This is a genomic window from SAR86 cluster bacterium (genome assembly GCA_023703675.1).
In the GTDB taxonomy this organism is placed as follows: Bacteria; Pseudomonadota; Gammaproteobacteria; order Magnimaribacterales; family AG-339-G14; genus AG-339-G14.
This window is the reverse complement of the sequence record CP097974.1, coordinates 110,997-123,852: the sequence shown is the minus strand read 5'-3', so window position 1 is coordinate 123,852 and position 12,856 is coordinate 110,997. Positions and strand designations below refer to the sequence as shown.

Sequence of the window (12,856 nt, the reverse complement as noted above, 5' to 3'; positions counted from 1 at the left end):
AAGCATTAATTTATGCTTTTTAAAGTTATTTTCAAAAACCTCTTTTTACCAACTTGGAAAAGAGTTTTTGAGTTTATTTTTATCCTAAAATTTTCATCTGTTGTTCTTTTTCCATCTACTCTTACGGCAGATTGATTTATCAATCTTTTTGCTTCCGACTTACTCTTACAAAGCCTTCTTTCTTTGAGATCTGGATGACTAAGAACTTCTATCAAATCTAAAGAATTACCCTTAACTTTCAAATCTACTGCAGGAATTTCTGTCGGATTGTTTTTTTGACTAAATCTATTTTTAAATTCGTTTAATGCTTTAATAGCGTTATTTTTTCCATGAAATCTTTCTACAATCTCAGAGCCTAATAAAAATTTTGCCTCCATCAAACTGCTTCCAGTTTTAGAAAGTTTTTTTAATTTATTTATTTCTTTATTAGTCTTAAAACTCAACAAATCGTAATATCTCCACATCATCTCATCTGAGATTGACATTAACTTTCCGAACATTTCGTCTCTGTTGTCAGTTAATCCTACGTAATTATTTAAAGATTTAGACATTTTTTTTACACCGTCAAGGCCTTCCAAGATTGGCAGAGTCATAATTATTTGTTCTTTCATACCGTTGATTCTCTGAATATCTCTTCCCACAAGAAGGTTAAATTTTTGGTCGGTTCCGCCTAACTCTACATCAGCTTTTAATTGAAAAGAGTCATATCCTTGAACTAAAGGGTAGAGAAACTCATGAACAGAAATTGGTTGGTTATTTTTATATCGCTTACTAAAATCATCTCTTTCTAACATTCTTGCAACTGTCATAGATGAGGCCAACTTTATAAAATCTTCAGGAGACATCTTTTTGAACCAAGTCGAATTGAATTTAATTTCAGTTTTCTTCGGATCTAAAATTTTGAAAATCTGTTTTTCGTATGTTTTAGCATTCTTTTTTAAATCTTTTCCTGAAAGAACAGGTCTAGTTTCGCTAACTCCAGAAGGATCACCTATAGAGCCGGTAAAATCTCCAATCAAAAAAACAATTTTGTGCCCAAGATCCTGAAATTGTTTTAATTTATTAATTAAGACAGTATGGCCGAGATGTAAATCTGGAGAAGTGGGATCAAAACCAGCCTTGATAGTAAGTTTTTGTTTCTTTTCTATCAAAGATATAAAATCCTTTTTAGGTATTACTTCTTCTACCCCTCTGAGAAGTATTTCAATTTTTTCTTGAAGTATGCTCATGAAAGTTAAGATGTCATAAAATAGTATTTATAACTTTAACAGATAAAAATTATTGATAATAAAAAATGGGAAAGGTTTTTTTTGAACTCAGGTATTACCTAATTATTTTAATAATATTTATTGTCGCTTTTTTAAGTCTAATTTTTTTTCCGAGCTTCTCTTATGATTCAAACAGCGCTGATTATGAAATCTCTGAAGTTACAAGAGAAAAAATTGAGGTTAAAAATAGCAATTTTACCTTAAGCAATGAGTTTAATAATTCAATACAAATTTTTGAAATAAAAAAAAATGATACCCTTTTGAATCTTCTAAAGCAGTCCGGCTTCAAAGATAGCTTCATTAGAGCGTTAATCAAAACTAAAGGCTCTGAAAAATTGGCACGAATAAAAATTGGAGACACCTTGGAAATTTCAAAAAAAATATCTGGAGAACCTAAAGAAATCTTTTTAACTTCGAATGGTTTTGAAGGCGTTTTAGCTAAATTTGAAAATAATATATTTACTATTCAAAGATTCTCAAGGCCTCTAGAGAAATTGGAGAGATTTGCATCTGTAATCATTGAGGATTCTTTATATGAATCCGCTTTAAACGAAGGGCTCTCAGATAGTCTAATTATGGACTTGGTTTATATTTTTGGATGGGATATCGATTTTATATTTGATATAAGACCGGGAGACAAATTTGATGTTCTGTATGAAGATTTTTATTGGAATGGTATTCAGGTAAAGAATTCAGATATCAAGGCAGCAAGATTTATCAGGGGAAATAAAGTTTTCACAGCCATAAGATATTATTACAAAGATGGAACGAAAGAGTATTTCTCAACAAGAGGAAAAAATGTAAAAAAAGCTTTTTTAAGAACGCCCGTTGAATTTAGTTACATAAGTTCAAAATATAATCTGAATAGGAAACATCCTGTTTTAAATAAAATTAGAGCGCATACAGGGGTTGATTACGCTGCTCCTAAGGGCACTCCTATTATATCCACTAGCTCTGGTACAGTTGCTTTTATTGGAAATAAAGGAGGGTATGGAAAATTAATTGAAATAAAACATACTGAAGATTATTCAACTAGATATGCACATTTATTTAAATACAAAAAAGGATTGAATCTAGGGGATAAAGTGGACCAAGGAGAAGTAATAGGTTATGTGGGAAAGTCGGGTCTTGCGACAGGCTATCACCTTCATTATGAATTTAGAGTAAACGGTATGCACACCGATCCGTTAACTGTAAAACTTCCAGACGCAGAACCGATTATTGAGTCAGAAAAAGATAAATTTAAGAGAGTAGCTATCCAAATGATCAACCGAATAGATAATCTTTATTTACAAATTTATGCAATCAATCAGTAAAAAAGATAATTATTTTATTGGAACGCTTTCCGGAACGAGCATGGACGCAATTGATGCGTCTATTTACAAAATTACCAATAAAATAAAACTAGTTGATTCTATATCCCACAAGATGCCTAAAGATCTAAAAGCTAAATTATTCTCTTTATCAAAAAGTAAAAAAAATCTGTTTAAAAATCCTACAAAAGCTCTTAAGCAAGCAGATGATGAGTTCACTAAAATTACTGTGAAGACTATCAAGAGATTGATTAAAAAATCAGGTCTTAGTAGTTCAGATATAACAGCTATTGGTTCTCATGGACAAACGATTCAGCATTCTCCTTTTTCAAAAAAACCATACTCTTTACAAATTGGAAGTCCAGACTTGATTGCAATTCAAACTGGCATAACTACGATCGGCAATTTTAGACAGACCAATATTATGAATGGAGGTAGCGGAGCGCCACTGACACCAGCATTTCATCAAAAATTTCTAAGAAATAAAAAGCAAAATAGAGCAATAATTAACATTGGTGGTATATCGAATCTCACTTTATTGCTCAAAAACCAAAAAATCATGGGTTGGGATTCTGGGCCAGGAAACTGTCTGATAGATCAAAGCGTAAAGTATTTCTCTAACGGAGAAAATTCATTTGACAAGAATGGTCGTTGGGGGAAGAAAGGAGATTTAAAAAAATTAGATAAGTTAATAAATAAATTCCTTTCTAGAGTATATTTTCGTCGAAAGCCTCCAAAAAGTGACTCAACCGAAAATTATAATTTTTCTGAAATTTACTCAAGAGAAATACAACTTTCCAAATTTGATTGGATTTCAGCAATGACTGAAATTACTGCTAAATCAATTTTTAATTCTCTTAAAGAAAACTGTAATGTTAAGGAGTTGGGAATTTATGTTTGTGGAGGGGGCAGTAAAAACTTATTTTTAATGGATTTAATAAGGTCGAAATTGCCAGAAAAATGGAAGCTTTATACTACTGAGGCCTTAGGGATAGATCCCATGTTAGTAGAAACTTCTACTTTTGCTTGGCTTGCCAAACAGAGAATTGAAAATAGAAAAATAAATCTTCGTTCTTCAACAAATGCTGAAATCTCTTTGACCGGCGAAATTTTCAAAGGTTAAATTGAGAAAGATGATCCACATCCACAGGTTGTAACTGCGTTTGGATTATCTATAACGAATCTTGAACCTTCCAAATCTTCTTTGTAATCCAAAGTAGACCCAAAAATATACTGCATGCTTAACGAGTCAATTACTACTGAAAACTCTTCTTTTTTAAGAAAGGTATCATCATCTTCGAAATGATCTTCAAGTTTAAAGCCATATTGAAAGCCTGAGCATCCTCCACCTGTAACAAAAACTCTAAGAGAAACTTTCTTATCTACTTCATCCGAGACTAACTTTCCGATGCGCTCTAAAGCAGCGTCAGAAATGGTTAATTCTTGAGGCGTATATTTTTCAATCATCTTTTAATGTCACTCCTTCATATTCGTTTGCACCACTCATCAAATTAAAACATTGAATTGCCTGGGATGCAGCACCTTTCATTAAATTATCTATTGCAATATGAATGGTTAAAATATTTTCTTTCATGAACACAGAAATGTCACAAAAATTTGTATTTTGTACCTTTTTTAACTCAGGAACAGTACCTTTTGATAATACTCTAACAAATTTTTCATTTTTATAAAAGTTTTCATAAGTTTCTTGGATCGAATCTTCGAAATTCGAAGTTTCAACATAACAAGTTACATATTCTCCTCTAAAAATAGGTAATAAATGAGGAGTAAAAACTATTTTATTATCAAGCTTGTAATTTTTTTTAAAAAAATGGCCTATTTCAAATTGATGACGGTGAGACTGCGCCGAGTAGGCTTTAAAATTTTCAACAATATCATCCGATAAGTCTGATTCTACTTTATTTCTTCCTGCACCGCTGATACCAGATTTAACGTCTAATATGATGTTTGAACTTGCTTTTATGTTATCAGCAATAGGAAGGAGTCCTAAAATAGAAGCTGTAGGGTAACAACCAGGAACAGCTACTAAATTTGCTTCTTTTATTTTATTTCTTTCTTTTTCGGGTAACCCATAAACAGCAGAACTTAGTAAATTTTTTGCCCTATGTTCATCTTCATAAGCTTCAGCCCACAATGATGCGTCGCTTATTCTGAAGTCTGCCGATAAATCAATAATTTTGATATCTTTCTCCAACAAAAAAGGGACATAGTCCATAGAAAAATTGTGTTGAGTAGCAAAAAAAACATAATCAAGGTCCTGCTCCTTAATATCTTCAACTGAAGACAATTGAAGATTTGGAATTCTTTTAAATTCATTAATTTGTTCGTAAAGATTTTTGCCTATGCTTCCAGATGATGACACGAAGGATACTTCAAGATTATCCATTTCATCGAACAACTTCAGTAGCTCGACTCCAACATAACCTGTAGCTCCTACCAAACCTATCTTGTACTCTTCCATTTTTTTTAATAACTTGGATTGACTGAACGCAGCATTATAATGACTTTAATATAATATGAGACATAAAAAATATATTTTATCCATATCTGGTCAAGATCCGACTAATGGAGCTGGTAATAGCTTAGATATATTAGTAGCGAATCAACATAATTTTCATTGCCTGTCATCTATTACTAATTTGACCATTCAGGATGCAGAAAAGTTGCGCAAAGTTGAAGATGTCAACGAAAACTTTTTTCAAAAAAATCTCAAAAACCTTAATGAAAATTTCAATATATCAGGCATAAAGATTGGAGCAATTTCTTCAAATAAAATTGTTGAATCCGCGTCAAAGTTTCTAGATAAATTTAAAAAAATTCCTGTAGTGATTGATCCAATAATAGAAGCCGGTGGAGGTGGGAAATTCATAAAAAAACAAAATATTAATTTTTCTATTACAAAGTTATATCCTAAGGCAACACTGCTAACTCCAAATTTAAATGAATTAAAAATCTTAAGCGGATATAAAACTGAAAAAGATTCTATCAACTCTCTTTTGGATCTAGATATTAAAAATATTTTTGTAACTGGCAAATCAAGAAAAAATGAAGTTATAAGCACGCTGTTTGTAAATGGTATTAAAGAATTAGATGTAAAAGCAAAAAAAATCTCCAAAACATTTCATGGATCTGGTTGCGCACTATCTACCTCGATTTTATGCAACTTTATCAAAACGAAAGATCTAAAAGAAAGTTGCTTAAATGCCAATGAATACATGAGAAAAATTTTAAAAAATTCTATTAAAACAAAAAATCAAGATTTTATTAATTTCAGCTGATGAATTCTATTTATGCCATAACTCCAGTTAATTTAAGCCTAGAAGAAATAATTTCTAAAACATCTAATTTATTGGAACTAGGAATTAAAACTTATCAATACAGAGACAAGAATGATGATTTAAATATCATAAAAAAAAATGCAAAAATTCTTTTAGAACTCATCAAAGAAAATGGAGGGGAGTTAATAATTAACGATTACCCAGAAATAGCATTAGAAATTGGAGCGGATGGATTTCATTTGGGATTTGAAGACTATCAAAAGAAAAGAAATCAAAATTTTTTAAAAACGCACTTAAATCTGATTAAAGACAATTATATTAAAGGCCTTTCTTGTAAGTGGAATTTAGAGTTAGTTTCAAATCCTCCGGAAGATATTTTAGATTGGGATTATCTAGCGGTAGGATCTTTTTTTAAAAGCCAAACTAAGAAAGATGTCTCGTTAGCGAGTACAGATATGGTTTTGGAAGAAGTTTTGTTAAAAACAAAAAAACCTCTGTATTCTATTGGTGGAATCAATAACGAAAACATTATCAATTTAAAAAAAATGGGATATAAGAAATTCGCTATCTCGAACGGAGTTTACGCTTTTGAAGACCATGAAATTAAAAATATAATTAAAATAAATAATGAAGGAAATTAACGTTCTTGGCGTTGGAAATGCTTTAGTTGATAAACAATTTCTTATTGAAGACGACATTTTAAAGGAGATTTCAATAGAAAAAGGAACTATGGGTTTATGCGATAGTGAATCCCAAAATGTTTTCTATAAAAAATTATCTGAAAATTATAAAAAAAGTGAAGATGCTTGTGGAGGTTCAGCCACCAATACTATCTTTGCCTTGGCATCTTTGGGAAGTAAATGTGGTTTTTTTGGAAAAGTGGCGAATGATGAAAATGGTTCATTTTACAAGAAAGATCTTGAAGACGTAGGAATTATAAACGACGTGATTTCTAATGATAAAGGAGACACAGGTACTTGTTTAATTATGATTTCTGAAGACGCAGAAAGAACCATGAGCACATGTCTAGGCATCAGCGCTAATTTGAAGCCTTCAGACATAGATGAAGACTTAATAGAAAAGTCGGAAATAATTTATCTAGAAGGCTACCTTGTGAGTTCAGACGAATGCAACTTGACGAGTAAAAAAATTATAGAAGTTGGTAGAAGCAAAGAGGCTAAAATAGCTATTAGCCTATCAGATCCGAACGTAGTAAATGCTTTCAGAGAAAGGTTACTTGATTGGCTCAAAGAGCCAATTGATTATTTATTTTGTAACTTTGAAGAAGCAAAAGCATTTTGTAAGACAAATGATGAAGAATTAATAAAAAGCTCTTTATTAAAATTTGCACAAAATATTTTCATTACTAAAGGAAGTGAAGGAGCATTAATTTTTGACCATAAATCTTCTTGTGAAGTGGGTGGGTTTACTGCAAATGCAATTGATAGCAATGGAGCCGGTGACATGTTTGCTGGAGGAGCATTGTATTTACTTGCCAAGGGTCAAAATCCAGAAAAAGCTGCAAAATTTGGATGTTTTTTAGCATCTAAGGGTGTTGAAAATATTGGCCCGAGATTAGAACACAAAAAATATCTAGAAATTTATGAATTATTTTGCAAATTAGACTAGCAAGTTCCTCTAGGTTTTGATAAATTTCTCACCTTCAAATTTTATCAATGGCTATCAAAAAGAAACCAAAATCTGCAACAAAAAAAGCTAAAGTAAAGACAAAACCGTCTGCTAAACCAAAGGCAAAAAAGCAACCAGCAAAAAAACCTCTAGCAAAAAAGAAACCTGCTAAAAAGAAAGTTCTTAAGCCTCAGGTAATTTCAAATCCTTCCGATTTTGAATCATTTGCTAAAACATTTATTCCCTACCGTCCTAATAAAACAGAGAAGTACATGAATAAATCTCAAAAAAAACATTTTATTTCGATACTCAATGCTTGGAAGGAGGCGCTTGATTCAGAACAAGAGAAAACAGAACAGCTCATTCAGCAAGACCAAAGTAATTTTCCTGATTCATTAGATCGTGCAGCGAAAGAAGAAGAATTCATGTTGGAGCTAAGAAAAAGAGAGCGCGAACGAAAATTAATTTCTAAAATTGAACTGTCTCTAAAAGATATTGACGATGATCTTTATGGTTATTGTGAAACTTGTGGGGTAGAGATTGGTATAAAACGACTTGAAGCAAGGCCCACAGCTACTCAGTGCATAGATTGTAAAACGGTAGACGAAATAAAAGAAAAGCAGCAATTCGGTTGATGTCTGAGCATACTGTTTATTTGGTATTAGGAACTAATCTTGGCAACAGATATAAAAACTTATCAAATGCCAGATCTGAGATAAATAATCTTCCGGAAACAAAAATACTAAAAAAAAGCAAAATCTATAAATCTTCTTTTTATGGCCCTATTGAACAGCCCTTTTTTTTCAACCTAGCTTTAAAAATCAAAACACAACTTTCTCCTATTTCTTTGCTCAAGCATCTTCAGAAAGTTGAAAAAAAGTTAAAAAGGGAAAAGAATTCTCATATGAAACCGCGAACAATAGATATCGACATAATTTTTTTTGATGATCTTCAAATAAAAAAACCTAAATTAACTATTCCGCATTATGATTGGAAAAATAGAGACTTTTTTATAAAGCCTTTATTAGAGATTAACTGTGAGCATGTTCAAAATGAGGTTTCTGAGCTCAACTTAAAAGCTTCTCAAAAATTTTAAAAAAATTTATGACTAAAAGATATTCTGTTCCAGAATCGATAAAATTAAAAACTCACCTTGATGAGGCTTCTTTTGATTCTATGTATCTAGATTCTATAAATAATCCTGAATCTTTCTGGGCAACTCAAGCGTCAAAACACATTACTTGGATTGAAGAACCAAATCATATTAGCTCGATCGAAATGGAGAAAGGTAAAATTGAGTGGTTCAATGACGGAATACTCAATGCATCTTTTAATTGTATCGATAGGCATTTGAGCAATCCTGATGCTGTAGCAATAATTTGGGAGAGCGATGATCCTTCTGAAGATAAAAAAATTTCCTACGGGCATCTTCATGATGAAGTTTGTAAATTTGCTAATTTATTAAAAAGCAGAGGAATAAAAAAAGGTGACAGAGTCTGCATCTATATGCCGATGATACCTGAGGCAACTTATGCAATGTTGGCATGCGCGAGAATTGGAGCAATTCACTCTGTAGTGTTTGGAGGATTTTCTGTTGAGTCATTAAAGGATCGAATTCTAGATTCAAACTGCGAAACTGTTATTACCGCTAATGAGGGAATTAGAGGGGGTAAAAGAATTCCTCTGAAAGAAAATGTTGATAAAGCAATTAAGTCTTGCCCTAATGTGCATTCAGTAATTGTTGTGAAAAGAACCGGAGAAGAATTAAATTTAATTAATAAAGTTGATGTAGATTACTTGATTGAAAAAGAAAAATTTGAAGCTCATTGTGGTTGTGAACCGATGAAGTCAGAAGATCCTTTGTTTATTTTGTATACCTCAGGTTCTACTGGAAAACCAAAAGGGGTTTTACATACGACCGGAGGCTATTTACTTGGATCAGCTATTACACATAAACATATTTTTAATTATTCCGATGGCGATATTTATTGGTGTACTGCGGATGTAGGATGGGTTACAGGCCATTCTTATATAGTTTATGGACCACTTTGTAATGGGGCCACAACCCTAATGTTTGAAGGAGTGCCTACTTATCCTGACGCATCGAGATTTTGGGAAATAATTGATAAACATCAAGTTAATATCTTCTACACCGCTCCGACTGCAATTAGGGCTCTTATGGCTTTTGGTAATGAACCTTTAAGGGCCTCTTCTAGAAAGTCCTTAAAAGTTTTGGGAACCGTTGGAGAGCCCATCAATCCTGAAGCTTGGGAATGGTACTTTGAAAATGTGGGTAATAAAAAATGTCCTATTGTTGATACATGGTGGCAGACGGAAACAGGAAGCATTTTGATTTCAGGTTTAGCTGGATTTTCTGATCAAAAACCTGGAAGCGCTTGCAAACCCTTTTTTGGAGTTCTTCCTGTTCTTCTGGATGAGAATGGAAAAGAAATAAATGGACCTGGCTCTGGTAATTTGGCGATAAAGAAATCTTGGCCCTCGCAAATTAGAACAGTTTTTGGAGATCATCAAAGATGTGTTGATACATATTATTCAACTTACCCAGGATATTATTTTACTGGCGATGGTGCGCGAAGAGACGAAGACGGCTACTACTGGATAACTGGAAGGGTTGACGACGTCTTAAATGTCTCAGGCCATAGATTAGGAACAGCTGAAGTTGAAAGCGCTTTGGTCTTGCACGAAGAAGTTGCAGAAGCTGCGGTAGTAGGTTTTGAACATCCTATAAAGGGCCAAGGAATCTATTGTTATGTAAACATGATGAAAAGTTCAATTCCAAGCATTGAGCTAAAAGAAGAATTAACAGAGCTGGTAAACAAAGAAATTGGAGCTATAGCGAAACCGGATTTAATTCATTTTACTAATGACCTTCCCAAGACTAGATCTGGTAAGATTATGAGAAGAATTCTTAGAAAAATTGCTTCTAATGATCTTGATAATCTTGGAGATACTTCCACTTTAGCTGATCCAAGTATTGTCGACGAGTTAATAAATAATAGGCTGAATAAATAATGTCACTTTTATCTTTTCTCACGAAAACAGAATTACCCAAAGAACAAGACGCTCTTGCTGGAAGAGAAGAAATAATCTTTGAGCCCAGAATTCACTATGTTAATAAAAACGAATACCCAGTGAATACTTCAAATTTTGAAAAAGTTTATTTTGGAATGGGATGTTTCTGGGGAGCTGAAAAATATTTGTGGGAATTGGAAGGAGTTTTATTTACTTCTGTGGGTTATGGAGACGGTTTCACCAGAAATCCGACTTATGAAGAAGTCTGCTCTGGCCAAACAGCTCACAATGAAATCGTCGAAGTTATATATGATCCTAAAAAAATAAAATTTTCGTTATTACTTAAAGTTTTCTGGGAAAATCATGATCCAACTCAAGGTATGAGACAAGGTTATGATGTTGGCACTCAATATAGATCTGGAATTTACATAACTAATGAAGTGCAAATGCAACAGGCAAGGGAAACTAAAGATGCCTATGGATCAATTCTCGTCAAAAACGGTTTTAAATCCATAACAACTGATATCAAGGAAATCAATAATTTCTTCTTTGCAGAAGAATATCATCAGCAATATTTGGCCAAGAATCCTGGTGGATATTGTGGCCATGGCGGTTGTGGAATTAAATTAAATCTTGATTAATGATTCCAAACAAACTCTGACTTATCCTGAGTTACTCTCTCTTCTTCAACTAACTTTATTAAGTGTGCTTGAAGGGAATATTTAGCAATGCTTAATAATCTCGGATCTACATCATCGTAAACTTTATTTAACAGGACATCTAAGGAGGCTCTATTTAATTCGGTAATCGCGTCAATTACTTTTTTCTCTCTAAACATCCTATGCCCAATAATCCAATCGACAACAGCATGAGGATTTTCCATTAAGTCTCCGTGCCCAGGGGCAATGTACTTTAAATCTTCATCTTTTAGCATTTGAAGAGAATCTATATATTGACTCATGCTTCCATCTGGGGGAGCTATAACAACTGTCGAACCATCCATAATGTGATCTCCAGTGAATATTGTTTTCTCCTCCTCTAAAAAATAACACAAATGGTTGGAAGCATGTCCAGGCGTATGAATCACTCTCAAAGTGTAATCCACTTGCTCGATGACATCACCATCCTTCAATATCGCTTGAGGCTTGAAAGTAGGATCCTGCATCTCATTATGTAATGCTTTCATGCCTTTTACCGGTGCAGCAGTTCTCTGATGCAACAACTTCGCACCAGGTGAATGATCATTGTGAGTGTGAGTGACTAAAATTTGCTTGATGTCTTCTCCACAAACTTTAACAATATTTTCTATATGTTCTTTTGATGCTGGACCAGGATCAATTACTGTAATTTCATCATGTCCTATCAAGTAGGTATTCGTCCCAGGGCCAGTAAAGACACCTGAATTATCAGCTGTAATTCTTCTAATTAAGGGAGACAGCTCAGTGATCTTCATATCCTTCATCTCCAGGAAGAAGTCCCACCATTTTTCCATCTTTCATAAAAAACTTTGGCTCAATACATGAAACTTCGTTTTGATAATTTATTTTAGCTTCCATAAGATCCTGAGTGTTAGAAAAACCTTCTATCGATTCTAAATTTTTAATTGTAGGGAGAATTATTGGAAATTCTCCTTTCTTTCCCTTTTCTAAAGCGCTTTCAGGTGAAATCCAAATGCTTTCAACGCCTTCTCCTCCGTCGTGTTCAGCAATTTGTTTTTCTGGAGCTAAAGCAATAAAGAATCTAGTGCTGTAGCGTCTCATTTCAAATTTCGGAGTGACCCAATGAGAAATATAAGCCAGTCTATCAACTGCTAATCTTAGCTTTAAAATTCCACACAATTTGTACAAGACGGGCTTGCCCTCGTTTAGAAGATTTCTGTATTCATTAAGAATCTTTAACTCATCGCTATTGGGGTCGTCAAAAAGGTCTCCATTTTCTCTATAGGCTAAAAGCACTCCACATTCTTCAAAACATTCTCTGATACAAGCAACCCAATAGTTCAAACCGCCTTTTTCAATCCCTAAGATCTGGGAAGCCATTTCGTCGGTGAGACCATAACAAAATTTATTAGATTCATCAGTGCCATCTTCCTCATCAAGTTTTCCACCCGGAAAAACCCATGCATTGCCAAAATTAGTCTTAGCGTTTCTTTGAATCATGAAAACTTCAACTTCGTCTTTTGGCGCCCTGACAAGTAGAACTGTAGCAGCTGGTCTAGGCTCAGCAGGTTCTTCTTCTGAGCCTTTTTTTATGTTTATCGAAGATTCATATTTCTCCGGGAAAGGAGGCTTAGAACTAGATTCTTCAGACATAG

The 12,856-nt window shown here is 33.3% G+C and carries 14 protein-coding genes; 9 read left to right on the top strand and 5 right to left on the bottom strand.

From position 1 onward, the window contains the following. Window positions 1-5: 5 nt before the first annotated feature. Complete coding sequence (tyrS, locus tag M9C82_00590; GenBank protein URQ73664.1) at window positions 6-1,229, bottom strand: tyrosine--tRNA ligase; 1,224 nt, start codon at window positions 1,227-1,229, stop codon at window positions 6-8. A gap of 65 nt (window positions 1,230-1,294) precedes the next feature. Here tyrS and M9C82_00585 point away from each other — a divergent pair, with 65 nt between their 5' ends. Further along, window positions 1,295-2,584: a M23 family metallopeptidase gene (locus tag M9C82_00585; GenBank protein ID URQ73663.1), complete on the top strand. Its 1,290-nt coding sequence runs from the start codon at window positions 1,295-1,297 to the stop codon at window positions 2,582-2,584. Continuing rightward, complete coding sequence (locus M9C82_00580; GenBank protein ID URQ73662.1) at window positions 2,568-3,704, top strand: anhydro-N-acetylmuramic acid kinase; 1,137 nt, start codon at window positions 2,568-2,570, stop codon at window positions 3,702-3,704. The genes M9C82_00585 and M9C82_00580 overlap by 17 nt, the downstream gene beginning before the upstream one ends. Here the strand turns inward: M9C82_00580 and erpA are convergent. Then, entirely contained in the window at window positions 3,701-4,048 is a 348-nt protein-coding gene (gene erpA, locus M9C82_00575) for an iron-sulfur cluster insertion protein ErpA (GenBank protein URQ73661.1), read from the bottom strand. The two genes, M9C82_00580 and erpA, sit on opposite strands and share 4 nt — an antisense overlap. Further along, window positions 4,041-5,063, bottom strand: a complete 1,023-nt coding sequence (gene argC, locus M9C82_00570) for an N-acetyl-gamma-glutamyl-phosphate reductase (protein ID URQ73660.1) — start codon at window positions 5,061-5,063, stop codon at window positions 4,041-4,043. Before argC ends, erpA begins: the two co-directional genes overlap by 8 nt. A gap of 55 nt (window positions 5,064-5,118) precedes the next feature. On the opposite strand from argC, the gene M9C82_00565 reads away from it, so the two are divergent. Genes M9C82_00565 through msrA form a run of 7 tightly spaced genes read left to right on the top strand, consistent with a single transcriptional unit; the run spans window position 5,119 to window position 11,183 of the window. Further along, complete coding sequence (locus M9C82_00565; GenBank protein URQ73659.1) at window positions 5,119-5,880, top strand: hydroxymethylpyrimidine/phosphomethylpyrimidine kinase; 762 nt, start codon at window positions 5,119-5,121, stop codon at window positions 5,878-5,880. Further along, window positions 5,880-6,521: a thiamine phosphate synthase gene (locus M9C82_00560; GenBank protein URQ73658.1), complete on the top strand. Its 642-nt coding sequence runs from the start codon at window positions 5,880-5,882 to the stop codon at window positions 6,519-6,521. The genes M9C82_00565 and M9C82_00560 overlap by 1 nt, the downstream gene beginning before the upstream one ends. After that, a complete protein-coding gene (locus M9C82_00555; protein ID URQ73657.1) occupies window positions 6,508-7,509 on the top strand; it encodes an adenosine kinase in 1,002 nt (333 codons plus the stop codon). The genes M9C82_00560 and M9C82_00555 overlap by 14 nt, the downstream gene beginning before the upstream one ends. A gap of 47 nt (window positions 7,510-7,556) precedes the next feature. Next, the gene (gene dksA / locus M9C82_00550) at window positions 7,557-8,144 is read left to right on the top strand and encodes an RNA polymerase-binding protein DksA (protein ID URQ73656.1); all 588 of its coding nucleotides are present in this window, start codon (window positions 7,557-7,559) and stop codon (window positions 8,142-8,144) included. After that, complete coding sequence (gene folK / locus M9C82_00545; protein ID URQ73655.1) at window positions 8,144-8,605, top strand: 2-amino-4-hydroxy-6-hydroxymethyldihydropteridine diphosphokinase; 462 nt, start codon at window positions 8,144-8,146, stop codon at window positions 8,603-8,605. The genes dksA and folK overlap by 1 nt, the downstream gene beginning before the upstream one ends. An 8-nt stretch (window positions 8,606-8,613) precedes the next feature. Beyond that, on the top strand, window positions 8,614-10,542 hold the full coding sequence (acs, locus tag M9C82_00540; protein ID URQ73654.1) for an acetate--CoA ligase: 1,929 nt from the start codon (window positions 8,614-8,616) through the stop codon (window positions 10,540-10,542). After that, window positions 10,542-11,183, top strand: a complete 642-nt coding sequence (msrA, locus tag M9C82_00535; GenBank protein ID URQ73653.1) for a peptide-methionine (S)-S-oxide reductase MsrA — start codon at window positions 10,542-10,544, stop codon at window positions 11,181-11,183. The genes acs and msrA overlap by 1 nt, the downstream gene beginning before the upstream one ends. Here msrA and M9C82_00530 read toward each other — a convergent pair. After that, window positions 11,180-11,995 carry an MBL fold metallo-hydrolase gene (locus tag M9C82_00530; protein ID URQ73652.1) on the bottom strand — a complete coding sequence of 272 codons (816 nt, stop codon included), beginning with the start codon at window positions 11,993-11,995 and terminating at the stop codon, window positions 11,180-11,182. The genes msrA and M9C82_00530 overlap by 4 nt on opposite strands. After that, window positions 11,982-12,854 carry an NUDIX domain-containing protein gene (locus tag M9C82_00525; GenBank protein URQ73651.1) on the bottom strand — a complete coding sequence of 291 codons (873 nt, stop codon included), beginning with the start codon at window positions 12,852-12,854 and terminating at the stop codon, window positions 11,982-11,984. Before M9C82_00525 ends, M9C82_00530 begins: the two co-directional genes overlap by 14 nt. Window positions 12,855-12,856: the final 2 nt, after the last annotated feature.

What these genes read in the sequence shown, in the direction of transcription:
- tyrS (URQ73664.1), bottom strand. Translation starts at nt 1,229, where the DNA reads ATGAGCATACTTCAAGAAAAAATTGAAATACTTCTCAGAGGGGTAGAA.
- M9C82_00585 (URQ73663.1), top strand. Translation starts at nt 1,295, where the DNA reads ATGGGAAAGGTTTTTTTTGAACTCAGGTATTACCTAATTATTTTAATA.
- M9C82_00580 (URQ73662.1), top strand. Translation starts at nt 2,568, where the DNA reads ATGCAATCAATCAGTAAAAAAGATAATTATTTTATTGGAACGCTTTCC.
- erpA (URQ73661.1), bottom strand. Translation starts at nt 4,048, where the DNA reads ATGATTGAAAAATATACGCCTCAAGAATTAACCATTTCTGACGCTGCT.
- argC (URQ73660.1), bottom strand. Translation starts at nt 5,063, where the DNA reads ATGGAAGAGTACAAGATAGGTTTGGTAGGAGCTACAGGTTATGTTGGA.
- M9C82_00565 (URQ73659.1), top strand. Translation starts at nt 5,119, where the DNA reads ATGAGACATAAAAAATATATTTTATCCATATCTGGTCAAGATCCGACT.
- M9C82_00560 (URQ73658.1), top strand. Translation starts at nt 5,880, where the DNA reads ATGAATTCTATTTATGCCATAACTCCAGTTAATTTAAGCCTAGAAGAA.
- M9C82_00555 (URQ73657.1), top strand. Translation starts at nt 6,508, where the DNA reads ATGAAGGAAATTAACGTTCTTGGCGTTGGAAATGCTTTAGTTGATAAA.
- dksA (URQ73656.1), top strand. Translation starts at nt 7,557, where the DNA reads ATGGCTATCAAAAAGAAACCAAAATCTGCAACAAAAAAAGCTAAAGTA.
- folK (URQ73655.1), top strand. Translation starts at nt 8,144, where the DNA reads ATGTCTGAGCATACTGTTTATTTGGTATTAGGAACTAATCTTGGCAAC.
- acs (URQ73654.1), top strand. Translation starts at nt 8,614, where the DNA reads ATGACTAAAAGATATTCTGTTCCAGAATCGATAAAATTAAAAACTCAC.
- msrA (URQ73653.1), top strand. Translation starts at nt 10,542, where the DNA reads ATGTCACTTTTATCTTTTCTCACGAAAACAGAATTACCCAAAGAACAA.
- M9C82_00530 (URQ73652.1), bottom strand. Translation starts at nt 11,995, where the DNA reads ATGAAGATCACTGAGCTGTCTCCCTTAATTAGAAGAATTACAGCTGAT.
- M9C82_00525 (URQ73651.1), bottom strand. Translation starts at nt 12,854, where the DNA reads ATGTCTGAAGAATCTAGTTCTAAGCCTCCTTTCCCGGAGAAATATGAA.